The following is a 14463-nucleotide window of genomic DNA, read 5'->3' as shown; positions in this document are numbered from 1 at the left end:
TAACTCTTTCTCTCTTCACCGATGACCAAGAAGAACGCAGGCAAGCGACCGGGCCCGGTCGTGCTCGATGTCAAGGGCAAGCAACTGGACGCCGACGATGCGCGCCGCATCTCGCATCCGCTGACCGGCGGCGTGATCCTGTTCGCGCGCAACTTCGAGTCGCGCGCGCAGCTGGTGTCGCTGACGCGCGAGATTCGCGCGCTGCGCGACGACGTGCTGATCTGCATCGACCATGAAGGCGGCCGCGTGCAGCGCTGCAAGACCGACGGCTTCACCCATCTGCCGGCGATGGCGAAGCTGGGCGAGCTGTGGGATCGCGACGTGCTGGCCGCGACCCGCGCCGCGGTGGCCTGCGGCTATGTGCTGGCGGCCGAGCTGCGCGCCTGCGATATCGACCTGTCGTTCACGCCGGTGCTCGACCTCGACTATGGCCGCAGCGGCGTGATCGGCGATCGCGCGTTCCACGCCGATCCGCGCGTGGTCGCGATGCTCGCCAACCATCTGACCCATGGCCTGCTGCTGGCCGGCATGGCCAACTGCGGCAAGCATTTCCCGGGGCACGGCCACGTCGAGGCCGACTCGCACGTCGCGGTGCCGGTCGACGAACGCACGCTGGAAGAGATCCTCGATCAGGACGTCCGGCCGTACCAGTGGATGGGCATGACGCTGGCCTCGGTGATGCCGGCCCACGTGATCTACCCGAAGGTCGATCCCAACCCCGCCGGCTTCTCGCGCTACTGGCTGCAGGACATCCTGCGCGGCCAGCTCGGCTTCGAGGGCGTGATCTTCAGCGACGATCTCAGCATGGAAGGCGCCAGCGTCGCGGGCACGGTCACGCAGGGCGCGCGCGCCGCGCTGGATGCGGGCTGCGACATGGTACTGATCTGCAATCATCCCGAGCGCGCCGACCAGTTGCTGGCCGAGCTCGACGTGTCGATCGACAAGGCCTCGCAGCGGCGCGTGCGCCGGCTGTTCGCGCGCGGCAAGGCGATGGACTGGAACAAGCTCGAGCAGGACGCGGGCTATCGCAGCGCGCTGCGGCAGCTGCGCGACGAGGCGCTGATCGGCTAAGCCGTAGCGCTCTTGGCAATGAAAAAAGGCAGCCGGTCTGGCTGCCTTTTTTACGCCGTTCCCCGAATGCGGGAATCCAGCGTCTTTTTACGAGTCACTGGGTCCCCGCTTTCGCGGGGACGACAGTCAGGTTCGTCCGCTGCCTTCGCCTTAGTTGGCGCGGCTGCGGTATTCGCCGGTGCGGGTGTCGATTTCGATCTTGTCGCCGATGTTGCAGAACAGCGGCACCTGCAGCTCGAAACCGGTATTGATCTTGGCGTTCTTCAGCACCTTGCCCGACGAGGTATCGCCCTTGACGGCCGGCTCGGTGTAGACGATCTCGCGCACCAGCGTGGTCGGCATTTCGACCGAGATGGCCTTGTCGTTGTAGAACACCACTTCGACGTTCATGCCGTCTTCGAGGTAGTGCAGGGCGTCGCCCATGTTGTCGCTTTCGACTTCGTACTGGTTGTAGTCGGCGTCCATGAACACGTACATCGGGTCGGCGAAGTACGAGTAGGTGCATTCCTTGCGATCCAGCACGACCACTTCGAACTTGTCGTCGGCCTTGAACACGGCCTCGCCCGGTGCGTCGGTCAGCAGGTTCTTGTACTTCATCTTGACGACCGCGGCGTTGCGGCCCGACTTGTTGTACTCGGCCTTCTGCACGACCATCGGATCGGCACCGATCATGAACACGTTACCGACGCGGAGTTCCTGTGCGGTTTTCATCTGAACTAATCTTCCTGAATTAAGAATGTCTGGGAGTTCGGCGTGGCGAGAGCGCGCCGGGGCGGCGCGTTCGCGATCCGTGCTCAGTTCCGCGCGGGGCCCGCAGGATCGAACGCCGGAAGGCGCCGTGCGGGCAACCCAGGATGTCCAGCCCGGTCGCCATCAAATCAACCCGCTATTTTACCCGACTTTCGCAAAACGCTACGAGGTTCGCTGCGAGGTCGCCCAGCGCGGCCAGGCTGTGCTGCCAGCGCTGGGCGGTGCGCGCCAGTCCGGGCAGCGCGGCGCGCAGGCCATCCCACGCGGCCGCGACGTCCATGGGCGGGGCGGCGCCGTTCCACACATGCCAGAAGCGCGTGAGCGCCTCGGCGTCGGCCGGCTCGCCGATCTGCTGCCGGTAGCGCGCCAGGAAGGCGTCCAGCTTGACGCGGTGCGCGTCGTCGGCCTGCGGGTAGATGTGCCAGACGAAGGGACGCGCGGCCCATTGGGCGCGGACGAACGAGTCCTCGCCGCGCACGAAATTGATATCGCAGGCCCACAGCAGTTCGTCGAACTGTTCCTGCGGCAGGAAGGGCACCTGCTGCAGATGCAGCCGGCCCAGCGTGCATACCGCTGCCGGCGACGCTGCCGCGGCGGCGTCCGTGCCGGCCCAGGCGAAGGCCTGCCGCGCCGCCGGGCCGGACGGCAGCAGGCACTGCACCGGCTCGTCGCCGTCGCGCCAGTGGGCCAGCAGGGCCGGCAGCGCGGGATTCGGATAGGCGAACAGGCTGACCCGGCGCGCGCCGTCGATTGGCGTGACGCCCAGCCGGTGCCACAGTCGCGCCTGCGCCGCCGGCGAGTCGATGAAGCCGCGCCGCTGCATGCCCAGCAGCGATTCGCGCAGCACGCCGCCGGTGCCCGGCTCGAAGCCGGGGAAGAAGAAGTATTTGACCAGCGGCAGGCGCGGATGGGGCGAGGCCATGCCGTGATGCTCGCGCACCCAGGGCTCGGCGCTCAGGTATTCGAGATTGATCCATACCGGCTTGCGCGTGGCCTGCGCCATGCGAGCGACGAATGACGCAGGCAGCTCGCAGGCGAAGGCCTCGACCACCGCCTCGTGCGGCACGATCTCTTCCCCCGGCTCACCGAGGCCGGCGTCGCTGCCCGCGGTCCAGCGGCGCACCTCGACGCCGGCCAGCCGCTGCCGGCCGGCGGCGGGATCGAGCGCCGGCGCCAGGCGGGCAAAGCTCGCCAGATCGTCAACCCACAGCCGTACCGCGTGGCCATGCTCCTGGGCCAGCTGACGCGCGAGCCGCCAGCAGACACCGATGTCGCCGAAGTTGTCGATCACGGTGCAGAAGATGTCCCAGGAGCGGATGGTCATGGCCGGAATTGCTCTAAACTTGCGATTTTAGAGCCCCGCGAGCCTTCGCGCCTCCGCGCGTCAGGTGTTCGACGTTCGCGGCGGCCGATCGCATGTCCCTGCCGCCTTCCCCGATGTCACGTCCGGATCCGCAACCCACTGGCACGCCCGCCGAGGCGGAGCCGCGCATCGACACGCCCGAGCCGGCGCTGCCCGAAGCCGGTGCAGCGCCCACCGACGTTTTGGCTGTGCCTGCCCAGGCCGGCGCGCCGGCGCAGGAGCCGCAGCCGCGACCGGAGCCGGAGCTGGAAACCAGCTTCGATCCCCGCCCGGTGATCGCCGCGCTGCCGGGCCTTCCCGGCGTCTACCGCTATTACGACGCGGCCGGCGGCGTGCTCTATGTCGGCAAGGCGCGCGACCTGAAGAAGCGCGTCTCGAGCTATTTCAACAAGACCCAGCTGTCGCCGCGCATCGCGATGATGGTGTCGCGCATCGCCCGCATCGACACCACGGTGGTCCGCAGCGAGGCCGAGGCGCTGCTGCTCGAGAACAACCTGATCAAGGCGCTGACGCCGCGCTACAACATCCTGTTCCGCGACGACAAGTCGTATCCGCTGCTGAAGCTGTCGGCGCATCGCTATCCGCGCATGGCGTACTACCGCGGCGCGACCGATAAGCGCCACCAGTACTTCGGCCCGTTCCCGAGCGCGCATGCGGTGCGCGAGAGCATGCAGATCCTGCAGAAGGTGTTCCAGCTGCGGACCTGCGAGGACACCGTCTTCAACAACCGCACGCGGCCGTGCCTGCTGCACCAGATCCACCGCTGCACGGCGCCGTGCGTCGGCGCGATCAGCGAGGAGGACTACGCGCGCGACGTGGGCAATGCCGCGCGCTTCCTGCAGGGCCGGCAGAAGGAGGTGCTCGAGGGACTGCAGCAGAAGATGGAGCAGCACGCCGAGCGGCTCGAGTTCGAGCAGGCCGCCGCGGTGCGCGACCAGATCGGGGCGCTGTCCACGGTGCTCAAGCGCCAGGCGGTCGAGGAAGTCGGGCAGAGCAGCGATATCGATATCCTGGCCGTGGCGGTGCAGGGCGGACGCGCCTGCGTCAACCTGGCGATGGTTCGCGGCGGCCGCCACCTCGGCGACAAGGCGTATTTTCCCGCGCATGTCGACGAGGCGGCGATGATCGTCGACGACGAGGCCGAGGAGATCGTCGCCACGCCCGTGGGCGGCGAAACCGCTGAGGCCGCTGAGGCCGCTGAGGCGACCGTCGGGGCCGAGATGGTCGAGTCCGGCGCCGCGATGGCCGAACGCGTCGCCGCCAACGTGCTGGCCGCCTTCATGGCGCAGCACTATCTCGATCAGCCGGTGCCGCCGATCCTGGTGGTCAGCCACGCGCCGGCCGACGGCGCGCTGATGGAGGCGCTGACGATGCAGGCGGGCCGCCGCATCACGCTGGTGCGCCAGCCGCAGGGCCAGCGGCGCGCCTGGCTCGACATGGCGCAGCAGGGCGCGGCGCTGGCGCTGGCGCGGCGCCTGGCCGAGCAGGGCAGCCAGGAGGCGCGCACACGGGCGCTGGCCGACACCATCGGCATCGAGCTCGACGATCTGGGCGTGCTGCGGGTCGAATGCTTCGACATCAGCCATACCGCCGGCGAGGCGACGCAGGCGTCCTGCGTGGTGTTCCATCACCATGCGATGCAGAACAGCGAATACCGCCGCTACAACATCGACGGCATCACGCCGGGCGACGACTATGCGGCGATGCGCCAGGTGCTGACGCGCCGCTACCAGAAGCTGGTCGAGCGCAGCCAGGAGGGCAGCGCCGCGATGCCGCATATCGTGCTGATCGATGGCGGCAAGGGCCAGGTCGAGGTCGCGCGCCAGGTGTTCGAGGAACTGGGCCTCGATATCGGGCTGCTGGTCGGCGTGGCCAAGGGCGAGGGCCGCAAGGTCGGGCTCGAGACGCTGGTATTTGCCGACGGACGTCCCGCACTGGAGCTGGGCCAGGGCAGCGCGGCGCTGATGCTGGTGGCGCAGATCCGCGACGAGGCGCATCGTTTTGCGATCACCGGCATGCGCGCGCGCCGGGCGAAGACGCGCACCACGTCGCGGCTCGAGGAAATCGAAGGAATCGGCGCGCGCCGGCGGCAGAAGCTGCTGACCCGCTTCGGCGGCATCCGCGGCGTGATGGCCGCCAGCGTCGATGAGCTCGCCAGCGTCGACGGCATTTCGCGCACGCTGGCCGAGGAAATCTACCGGCAGTTGCATTGAGGCGGCGCGCCGGCTGCCCGCCGCGATCGGCGCGGTCGGCCGGCGCAACCAGCGCGACCGACGCCGGCGCGGAACGCAACCGGCCGGGCTCGCTTCGGGAAATGCTCAATTGATGTCGGAATCGGCGACAATCGCGGGATTGTCCCGTCTTCGACCTGCCGATCCCGCCTATGCCGATGAATATTCCGATCCTGCTGACCTGGCTGCGCGTTGCCATGATCCCGCTCGTGGTCGGCGTCTTCTATCTGCCCGACGCCTGGCTGTCGATGCCGGCGAAGAACCTGACGGCGGCGGTGTTCTTCATCGTGGCGGCGGCGACGGACTGGCTCGACGGATTCCTCGCCCGGCGCTGGAACCAGACGTCGTCGTTCGGCGCCTTCCTCGATCCGGTCGCGGACAAGCTGATGGTCGCGGCGGCGCTGCTGTCGCTGCTGGCGCTGGACCGCGTCAGCGATCTGATCGCGCTGGTGATCATCGGCCGCGAGATCACCATTTCGGCGCTGCGCGAATGGATGGCGCAGATCGGCGCGTCAAAGAGCGTTGCCGTCAACTTCCTGGGCAAGCTCAAGACCACGTTCCAGATGGTCGCGATCCCGCTGCTGCTGTTTGACGCGCCGCTGTTGGGCATCGACGCCGGCATGCTGGGCGGCTGGCTGATCTATGTCGCCGCGGTGCTGACCCTGTGGTCGATGTTCTACTACATGAAGCTGGCCTGGCCCCAGATCCGCGAGCGCAGTGCGGCCGCCGCCCGGGCCGCCGCGCAAAAGTGAGGATCAGTGCAAAAATATGCTTGACTTCATTGTCGGATGTTTGCATAATTTCGTTCTCGCTTCTGACGAAACAAAACGAACGAAGCGAGATGCAGCAAGAAGCGGTCTATATGCAGTGATTTAGCGCCGTTTTACTGCATGTGCAGTACGCAGGACACTGCGGGAGTAGCTCAGTTGGTAGAGCGCAACCTTGCCAAGGTTGAGGTCGCGAGTTCGAGACTCGTCTCCCGCTCCAGAATTTTCTGGTCGATCCGGAAGCATGTTCCGGGTTCGCCGCAGCAGGTGTCATGCGGGAGTAGCTCAGTTGGTAGAGCGCAACCTTGCCAAGGTTGAGGTCGCGAGTTCGAGACTCGTCTCCCGCTCCAGTCCGAAAGGGAAGCAGCGCTTCCCTTTTTAGTTTGCGATGCTGCCGCATCGGTCTCCGGCACCCGGAAGCCACAGCGGCTACAATCCAGCATCCAGGTCACCCGGCGGGGTGGCAGAGTGGTTATGCAGCGGCCTGCAAAGCCGTGTACGCCGGTTCGATTCCGACCCCCGCCTCCATCGATTCCTCCCTGCTGTCGTCACCGGTTCGCGGTTCCAGCCTCCGGTTCTTTCCTGCACGATGTATTTCTTGCGCCTTTTCGCGGCTTTAACCCGTGGCGCGCGTGATACATTACGTCTATCGCACTAGTCGTCGCCGATGCTGGACCATGCCGGCAACGTGCCTGGGCCTCGCGCCCCGGGCGCCGCTGCCGGTGGCGACGATTCCCATTCGGTTTCATTTCCGCAGATTGTCCGCCCGGGCGGCGCCGGCATCAGGCTCCGTCGATGGCGGCGTGTCCGCGTCGGATCGGGACCGGATCGCCGTTCGACTTCCCGGCGCTACGTCGGCCATCAGAAGGAAACCACCACGCATGCATCACGCTACTCCGCTCATCAGCACCATCGTCGGCGGCATTGTCCTGGCCTTTGTCCTCGGTGCGTTGGCGGGGCGATTGCGGTTGCCGCCGTTGATCGGCTACCTGTGCGCTGGCGTGGTGGTTGGGCCGCATACGCCGGGCTACACCGCCGACCAGGCGCTGGCGCCGGAACTGGCCGAGCTGGGCGTGATCCTGCTGATGTTCGGCGTGGGCCTGCATTTCTCCATCCGCGACCTGATGGCGGTGCGCAAGATCGCGATCCCCGGCGCGGTGGCGCAGATCGGCATCGCGACGCTGCTCGGCATGGGCGTCGCCTGGGGCTTCGGCTGGAGCTGGGGGCAGGGCCTGGTCTACGGGCTGGCGCTGTCGGTGGCCAGTACCGTGGTGCTGCTGAAGGCCTTGCAGGATCGTGACCTGGTCGACAGCGAGCAGGGCCGCATCGCGGTCGGCTGGCTGGTGGTCGAGGATCTGGCGATGGTGCTGGCGCTGGTGTTGCTGCCGGCGCTGTCGGGCCTGCTGGTGCCGGCCGGCGGCGGCGGTGAAGCCCCCGAGGCCAGCGTCACCGACATCCTGCTGACGGTGTCGCTGACGCTCGGCAAGGTCGCGGCCTTCGTCGCGGTGATGCTGGTGATCGGCCGCCGCTTCATTCCATGGATGCTCGAGCGCATCGTCTGGACCGGCAGCCGCGAGCTGTTCCGCCTCGGCGTGCTGGCGACCGCGCTGGGCGTGGCCTTCGGCGCCTATTCGTTGTTCGGCGTCTCGTTCGCGCTGGGCGCGTTTTTCGCCGGCATGGTGCTGGCCGAATCCGAATTCAGCCATCGCGCCGCCGAGGAGTCGCTGCCGCTGCGGGACGCCTTCGCGGTGCTGTTCTTCGTCTCGGTCGGCATGCTGTTCGACCCGATGGTGCTGGTGCGCGACCCGTGGGGCGTGCTGGCGACCGTATCGATCATCGTCGTCGGCAAGTCGCTGGCGGCGCTCGGCATCGTGCGGATGTTCGGCTATTCGAACCGGACCGGCATGACGATTGCCGCGAGCCTGGCGCAGATCGGCGAGTTCTCGTTCATTCTGGCGAGCCTCGGCGTGTTCCTGCAGATCCTGCCGGAGCGCGCGCAGAGCCTGATCCTCGCCGGCGCCTTGCTGTCGATCGTGCTCAATCCGCTGCTGTTCCGCTGGCTGGACCGCTACGTGGCGCGCCAGGGCGAGGCCGGCGAGGCGCAGGCGGCCTGACCGTCCAATCCGGGGCCGCGGCCCCGGATTGCGCTCTCATCCTTCCTGCTGTTCCAGTTCTTCCAGTTCTTCCAGTTCCAGCTGCGGCGCGGTCTGGCGCAGGTATTCGGTAAAGGCCAGCAGGCCTTGGGTCGGATACTTGTCCTGGTGGACGACCAGGTGCCAGGGCCGCACCAGCCGCGGCAGGCCACGGCGCAGCGCCACCAGTGCGCCGCGTTCGAGCTCGTCGCGCACCACATGCAGCGACAGGCAGCTGACGCCAAAGCCGCTCATCACCGCCCGCTTGATCGCTTCGGCGTTGCCGAGTTCGAGCGCGAAGCGCAGCGGTCCGAGGAGCGGGGCGAGCCGCTGCTCGACAATCTCGCGCGTCCCCGAGCCGCGCTCCCGTACCAGCCAGTCCGCCTCCCGCAACGCGTCCAGATCGCCATCGGCCCGTGCCAGCGGATGGCCGGCGCCCACGACCACCACCATCTCGTCGTCGCACCAGTGCACGCTGCTCAGTTCGGGCTCGTGGCAGGTCCCTTCGATCAGACCGATATCGGCGTCCAGCCGCAACAGGTCCTGCAACACGTCGTGGGTGTTGCCGATGCGCAGGTCCAGCGCGCAGGGCTGTTGCTGGGCCTGACGGAAGCCGGTCAGCAGCGCGGGCAGCAGATAACTGCCAATGGTGTTGCTGGCGGCAATCCGCAACTGCACGCCGGCGTCGGCGGCGAAGCGTTCCAGTTCGTGCGCCTGGTCCAGCAGCGACAGCGCGCGCGGGAAGAACTGGCGGCCGGTCTCGTTGATGGTCAACCGCTTGGCGACGCGGTCGAACAGGCGCCGGTCCAGTGCGCGTTCCAGGTCCGCCAGCGCGGCGCTGACCGCGGACTGCGACATCGCCACGGCCTCGGCGGCGGCGGTCGTGCTGCCGTGCTGCACTACGGCGACGAAGACGGCAAGCTGACGCAGCGTCAGCCGCAAGGGGCGATGTTGCATATCTATAAACCAGGTAAGAAATAACGATATTACCTGTTTTACAGATGAAGAGGCGGTAGTTACGCTGGCGTCATTCCTACACGACCGTGTCGTCCCTGCGCCATGCCGACCACCTCGATTCCTGCCGCCGCCCCCGCCACCGCCATTCCCTTGCGTTACCGACTGCTGACGCTTGCGCCGCTCGGCGCGATCGCGTGGCTCGCGCTGGTGCTGTCCGGGCTGCCGGCGCTGTCGCAACTGGGTGTCAGCCCGCTGATGCTGGCGATGTGCGCCGGCATCGTCGCCTGCAATACCTTGCCGCGGCACTGGCTGGCGCCGCTGGCGCCCGGCATGCAGCTGGCCCGGCAGACGCTGCTGCGCCTGGGCGTGGCGCTGTACGGCCTGCGGCTGACCTTCGGCTCGATCGAGGCGCTCGGCGTTGGCGGGGTGGTGGCCCCGTTGCTGATGCTGGCCGCGACGCTGTGCGTCGGCGTCTGGGTCGGCACCCGCTGGCTGGGGCTGACACGCCGGGAAGCCGTGGTGGTCAGCGCCGGCAGCGCGGTCTGCGGCGCGGCGGCCGCGATTGCGGTGGCCTCGATCGCGCGCACCGACGACCGGCAGACCGCGGTCGCGGTGGCGACCGTGGTGCTGTTCGGCACCGTCGGCATGCTGTTGTATCCCTATCTGTACGAACTGGTGACCAACGTGTGGCACTGGCCGGTCGGCGAGCGCGCCTTCGGCATCTATACCGGCGCGACGCTGCACGAGGTCGCGCAGGTGATCGTCGCCGGCAAGGCGGTAGGCGAGACGGCCGGCGATGCCGCCGTGCTGGCCAAGATGGTTCGTGTGCTGGCGCTCGGCCCGCTGCTGCTGGTGCTGGCGCTGTGGCCGCGTGCCGAGGACCGCGCGCATGGCACGGATGCAGGCCGCCGCGGCGTCGATTGGGCCCGGATCCGCGCGGCGGTGCCCTGGTTCGCGCTGGGCTTCGTCGCCGTGCTGGCGATCAACTCCTTCGGTCTGGTGCCGGGCGAATGGAAGCCGGGCCTGGTTGCCTTCGACAACTGGCTGCTGGCCTGCGCGATGCTGGCGATCGGCCTGCATACCCGGATCGGCGACCTGCTGCGCGCGGGCCGCAAGCCGATGCTGCTGGCGGCGCTACTGTTTGTATTCCTGGTCGGCGCGGGCGCGCTGCTGTGCGCGGTGCTTCTCTGAGGAGGATGGAGAGAACGGAAGGAGGGCGGGCTGGCGGCGTGGGTGGTGCGGCCGACGGGACTCGAACCCGTAAGCCCGGAAGGGCGGCAGATTTTAAGTCTGCTGAGTCTACCAATTTCTCCACGGCCGCACGGCAAGCCCGGTATTGTGGGCGGTCGCCGCCCGGGACGCAAGCGCCGCATGATCGCTCCCGTACCCTTGCCGACAAGGATGTTACTGGCGGTAACAATGTAGAACTCGCCGTTGCACCTGTGATCCGGCGTAGGCCTAGAATACGGGTATCAAGATCAACCTTGCGAGGAGCAAGATCATGAAACGTTGGTTGCTCGCAGGGCTTGGCGTGCTGGCTGCGATGGCCTCGGGCGCCGCGATGGCCCGTGTCGACGTCGGCGTGGTGATCGGCGTGCCGGGCGTCGTGGTCGGCGGTCCTGCCTACTATCCCCCGCCGCCCGTGGTAGTTGCGCCCGCACCGGTCTATTACGGTCCGCCGCCGGTGGTCGTGCGGCCTGGTTACGGCTACTACGGCCCGCCGCCGCGCTACTATGGCCCGCCGCCCGCGCACTACTATGGCCCGCCGCGCTATTACGGCCATCCTGGCCGGCACTATCATGGCGGCCGGCATGGCCACTGGCATGGTGGCCACGGACATCGCCATCACGGCCACTAGATCGCCGAATCGGCGATCGGAATCCGAACCGAATCACAAGGGCCCTGCGGGGCCCTTTGCGTTTTTGGCATGGCTGTTTTGCCCGACAAAGGCGCCGCGCGTCATGGTCACCGAAGTGGTGCCGGCGCTATACTGCCGGCTCATTGTTTATCGATTCAGGAGAGTGGTATGCAGCAAAAGTCCGTGCTGACTGCGGAAGACGTGAAGAAGGTGATGGCCGCAGCCGAAGCCGAGGCCAAGGCCCATCACTGGGCCGTGTCGATCGCCATCGTCGATGATGGCGGCCACCTGCTGGCCCTGCAGCGGCTCGACGGCGCAGCGCCGATCTCCGCCTATATCGCGACCGAGAAGGCCCGCACCTCGTCGCTGGGCCGCCGCGAATCGAAGATCTACGAAGACATGATCAACAACGGCCGCAACTCGTTCATGACCGCGCCGGTGCTGCAAGGCATGCTGGAAGGCGGCGTGCCCATCATCGCCGGCGACCAGGTGGTCGGCGCGGTCGGCGTGTCGGGCGTCAAGTCCAGCGAGGATGCGCAGATCGGCCGTGCCGGCATCGCCGCGCTGGGCCTCTGATCGGGCGGCCTGCGCCTGATCGTTCTTCATCGGCCGCCGGCGGTTGCGGCGGCCGGGCCCGCTCCGTCCTGGAGCGGGTAGCCCGAAGCCGGGATGCCGAACCATGCGGCATGCCCCGGCGGGCGGCTTACTTCGTCAGAATCAGCTTGCCGTAGCGCGTCTTGCGCAGCGTGTAGACCTCGCCGTTATGCAGGATCGGCAGCGTGGTCGCGCCGCGCATCAGCGCTTCGAGCGGCACCGCCTCGGCCGCCGGTGCCGGGGCCGCATGAGCCGCCGCATGAGCGGCCGCAGTGGCGCCGCGATTGTCGCGCACCAGCGCTTCCAGGCGGGCCACCGCCGACTTGACCGTCGCCATCGCCGACGGCGCCGCGGCCTCGCGGCGCGCATTGGGCGCCGGATTCTGGTTCACCACCACGCGGCGCAGCGACAGGCGGCGGCGGGTGACTTCGCGCGGTTGCGTCAGCGGCAAGGCTAGGGTGCTCATCGATGGGGCTCCTGTTCGGGGATGGTCGGTTTCGCGGCACCAGGATCGGGGCTGCGGTCGTTGTGTTGATATTAAATGAGAATCGTTATCATTACAACGACTCTGTGCATGATATCGGGCCGGACCAGGCAACACGGCCAAAAAACGCATTTGGTTTCATTCGAAACACAAAAGAAAAAGCCCCACCGCACGGGTGGGGCTTGGGGAAAGCGGCGCGGCACTGCGCGCCGCTGGGGGTCTTATTGCTTCGGCTCCGTGATGAAGCCGATCTTGCCGAGACCGCCGTGCTGGGCGGCGGCCATCACTTCGGCCACACGCTCGTAACGCACGTCGCGGTCGGCGCGCAGATGCAGCTCGGGCTGCGGCTGCTGCTGCGCCGCCTGCGCGATATTGTTCTGCAGCGTCGCGTCGTCGATCTCCTGCTGGTTCCAGAACACCTTGCCGGCCGCGTCGATCGACAGGTTGATGTTCTGCGGCTTGGGATCGTTGGGCTGATTGGTCGCACGCGGCAGGTCGATCTTGACCGCGTGATTGATCACCGGGATGGTGATGATGAAGATGATCAGCAGCACGAGCATGACGTCGACCAGCGGCGTCATGTTGATCTCGCTCATCACTGCGTCATCGTCATCGTCGAGGGTACCGAATGCCATGATGACTTCCTTTCGAGCGGAGGGCGGTCCGCGTCAGTTCAGTTCTTGACCGCGAGACGCACCGCGTTGTCGTCGGCAGTGCGCGCGCCGGTCGGGCGCACGCGGGCGCCGGTGACGAAGTAGGCGTGCAGATCGTGGGCGAAGCGGTTCAGCTTCGAGATCACGGCCTTGTTGCCGCGCGTCAGCGCGTTGTAGCCGAGCACCGCGGGGATCGCCACCGCCAGGCCGAAGGCCGTCATGATCAGCGCCTCGCCGACCGGGCCGGCGACCTTGTCGATGGTCGGCACGCCGGAGGCGCCGATGCCGATCAGCGCGTGGTAGATGCCCCAGACGGTGCCGAACAGGCCGACGAACGGCGCGGTGGAGCCCACCGAGGCCAGGATCGCCAGGCCCGACTGCATGCGCGAGACGGCGTCGTCGATCGCGCTCTTGAGCGAACGGGTCAGCCAGTCGGAAATATCCATCACGTCATGCAGCTGCGGCTGGCTGGCGCGATGGTGCTGGGCCGCTTCCTTGCCGGTCAGCGCCAGCGTGCGGAACGGATTCGATTCGCTGCTGCCGAGCGTTTCGAGCGCGTGGTCGAAATCGTCCGAATGCCAGAAGCGCTTTTCCGCGCCCTGCGCCATTTTCTTCAGGCGGACCAGATCCCACGCCTTGGTGAGAATCACGATCCATGACGCCAGCGACATGACGAGCAGAATGATGGCGGTCGCACGCATGACGAAATCGCCTTGCGCCCACAGATGGCTGAGTCCGAGGTCCTGCATGATGGTTCCTGGTAAGTCGTAAATCGTATGGAGGGTTCAGTTCAAATCAGTTCAGCTCGAAAGCGATCGGCTGCTGCGCGGTGACCGCGATCGCACGGCCGTTTTCGACATAAGGCTTGCAGCGCATCCGCTGGACCGCGTCGATTGCCGCCTGGTCCAGTCGCGACGAACCGCTGGAGCTGACCACCGCGGTCTTGACGACCTTGCCGGTATCGTCGGTGGTCAGTCGCACCACGGTCTTGCCGGTCTCGCCCATCCGCCGCGACTGCGACGGGTAGGTCGGCTGCGGCGGCGTGCACTGGATCTCGCCGATGCCGACGGCGCGCGGACCGGTGGCGACCGGTGCCGGCTCGGGCGGCGGCGGAGGAGCGGGCGGGGCCGGCGGTGCGGGCGGCGCTTCGACCGCGGTCGGCGTCGGCGGCAGCGCGGGCGTCGGCTCGATCCGCGGTTCGGGCTTCGGCTGCGGCCTGGGCTGCGGCGTCGGCTTGGTGACCTTGACCTGCTTGGGCGGCGTCTCGGGTTTCGGTTGCGGCTTGGGCGGCTCCGGTGCCGGCTGCTGTGGCGGTTCCAGCGGAATGATACGGGCGATGATTTCGGGCGCGATCACCGCTTCGGTCATCTTGCGCGCGAGCCCACTCTGAATCAGATACAGCAGGCCGGCGTGGAAAAGCAGAACGGCAAGCGTGATCTTGAGGAAACGTTGATCGAACATGTGAGACAACAAATTTCGGCTAACCGGCGTTGCAGGCGCGGCCTTCCGCCCGAAGGCGGCATCGGTGTGTCGGGCGCGAGCGGCGCGGCGATTGGGCTGTTCCGAGGCTGTTCTGCAGCCGTTCCAGCAATCTATTTACGGC

Annotated in this window: 14 protein-coding genes and 4 tRNA genes; 10 read left to right on the top strand and 8 right to left on the bottom strand. The window is 67.3% G+C overall.

Annotated elements, in window-relative coordinates; translation table 11 throughout:
• Positions 1-21 precede the first annotated feature (21 nt).
• Positions 22-1071, top strand: coding sequence for a beta-N-acetylhexosaminidase (nagZ, locus tag LRR16_RS16545; protein WP_064575996.1), 1050 nt, complete (start codon positions 22-24; stop codon positions 1069-1071).
• Between the two features lie 150 nt (positions 1072-1221).
• On the opposite strand, the gene efp is transcribed toward nagZ, so the two are convergent.
• A complete protein-coding gene (efp, locus tag LRR16_RS16540) occupies positions 1222-1782 on the bottom strand; it encodes an elongation factor P (RefSeq protein ID WP_006578548.1) in 561 nt (186 codons plus the stop codon).
• A 175-nt stretch (positions 1783-1957) separates the two neighbouring features.
• Entirely contained in the window at positions 1958-3145 is a 1188-nt protein-coding gene (gene earP, locus LRR16_RS16535) for an elongation factor P maturation arginine rhamnosyltransferase EarP (protein WP_232206544.1), read from the bottom strand.
• A 113-nt stretch (positions 3146-3258) separates the two neighbouring features.
• On the opposite strand from earP, the gene uvrC reads away from it, so the two are divergent.
• The 6 genes from uvrC to ybaL all read left to right on the top strand — a co-directional run bounded on the left by uvrC (position 3259) and on the right by ybaL (position 8296).
• Entirely contained in the window at positions 3259-5397 is a 2139-nt protein-coding gene (gene uvrC / locus LRR16_RS16530) for an excinuclease ABC subunit UvrC (protein WP_232206543.1), read from the top strand.
• Between the two features lie 170 nt (positions 5398-5567).
• Positions 5568-6167, top strand: a complete 600-nt coding sequence (gene pgsA / locus LRR16_RS16525; RefSeq protein WP_006578767.1) for a CDP-diacylglycerol--glycerol-3-phosphate 3-phosphatidyltransferase — start codon at positions 5568-5570, stop codon at positions 6165-6167.
• A gap of 159 nt (positions 6168-6326) precedes the next feature.
• A tRNA-Gly gene (locus LRR16_RS16520) sits at positions 6327-6402 on the top strand.
• A 54-nt stretch (positions 6403-6456) separates the two neighbouring features.
• Positions 6457-6532 (top strand) — tRNA-Gly (locus LRR16_RS16515).
• 104 nt (positions 6533-6636) lie between these two features.
• Positions 6637-6710 (top strand) — tRNA-Cys (locus LRR16_RS16510).
• A gap of 353 nt (positions 6711-7063) precedes the next feature.
• Positions 7064-8296, top strand: a complete 1233-nt coding sequence (gene ybaL / locus LRR16_RS16505) for a YbaL family putative K(+) efflux transporter (protein WP_232206542.1) — start codon at positions 7064-7066, stop codon at positions 8294-8296.
• A 36-nt stretch (positions 8297-8332) separates the two neighbouring features.
• On the opposite strand, the gene LRR16_RS16500 is transcribed toward ybaL, so the two are convergent.
• Positions 8333-9271, bottom strand: a complete 939-nt coding sequence (locus LRR16_RS16500; RefSeq protein ID WP_023263791.1) for a LysR family transcriptional regulator — start codon at positions 9269-9271, stop codon at positions 8333-8335.
• A 102-nt stretch (positions 9272-9373) separates the two neighbouring features.
• On the opposite strand from LRR16_RS16500, the gene LRR16_RS16495 reads away from it, so the two are divergent.
• The gene (locus tag LRR16_RS16495) at positions 9374-10462 is read left to right on the top strand and encodes a YeiH family protein (protein WP_232206541.1); all 1089 of its coding nucleotides are present in this window, start codon (positions 9374-9376) and stop codon (positions 10460-10462) included.
• 43 nt (positions 10463-10505) lie between these two features.
• On the opposite strand, the gene LRR16_RS16490 is transcribed toward LRR16_RS16495, so the two are convergent.
• Positions 10506-10592, bottom strand: a tRNA-Leu gene (locus tag LRR16_RS16490).
• Between the two features lie 180 nt (positions 10593-10772).
• Between LRR16_RS16490 and LRR16_RS16485 the strand changes: the two genes are divergently transcribed.
• Together LRR16_RS16485 and LRR16_RS16480 are read left to right on the top strand one after the other, a co-directional pair.
• Positions 10773-11129: a hypothetical protein gene (locus LRR16_RS16485; protein WP_006578771.1), complete on the top strand. Its 357-nt coding sequence runs from the start codon at positions 10773-10775 to the stop codon at positions 11127-11129.
• Between the two features lie 168 nt (positions 11130-11297).
• On the top strand, positions 11298-11705 hold the full coding sequence (locus LRR16_RS16480; protein WP_006578772.1) for a heme-binding protein: 408 nt from the start codon (positions 11298-11300) through the stop codon (positions 11703-11705).
• Between the two features lie 127 nt (positions 11706-11832).
• Here LRR16_RS16480 and LRR16_RS16475 read toward each other — a convergent pair whose 3' ends face one another.
• The 4 genes from LRR16_RS16475 to LRR16_RS16460 form a co-directional block, all read right to left on the bottom strand.
• On the bottom strand, positions 11833-12189 hold the full coding sequence (locus tag LRR16_RS16475) for a hemin uptake protein HemP (RefSeq protein ID WP_043437977.1): 357 nt from the start codon (positions 12187-12189) through the stop codon (positions 11833-11835).
• 239 nt (positions 12190-12428) lie between these two features.
• The gene (locus tag LRR16_RS16470; RefSeq protein ID WP_006579474.1) at positions 12429-12842 is read right to left on the bottom strand and encodes a biopolymer transporter ExbD; all 414 of its coding nucleotides are present in this window, start codon (positions 12840-12842) and stop codon (positions 12429-12431) included.
• A gap of 38 nt (positions 12843-12880) precedes the next feature.
• Positions 12881-13609 (bottom strand): MotA/TolQ/ExbB proton channel family protein, encoded by a 729-nt coding sequence (locus LRR16_RS16465; protein WP_023263789.1) that lies wholly within the window; start codon positions 13607-13609, stop codon positions 12881-12883.
• A 46-nt stretch (positions 13610-13655) separates the two neighbouring features.
• On the bottom strand, positions 13656-14321 hold the full coding sequence (locus tag LRR16_RS16460; RefSeq protein WP_064576004.1) for an energy transducer TonB: 666 nt from the start codon (positions 14319-14321) through the stop codon (positions 13656-13658).
• Between the last annotated feature and the right edge of the window lie 142 nt (positions 14322-14463).

Source organism: Cupriavidus sp. UGS-1 (assembly GCF_021213615.1).
Classification (GTDB): domain Bacteria; phylum Pseudomonadota; class Gammaproteobacteria; order Burkholderiales; family Burkholderiaceae; genus Cupriavidus.
This window is presented reverse-complemented; position numbering and strand designations above follow the sequence as displayed.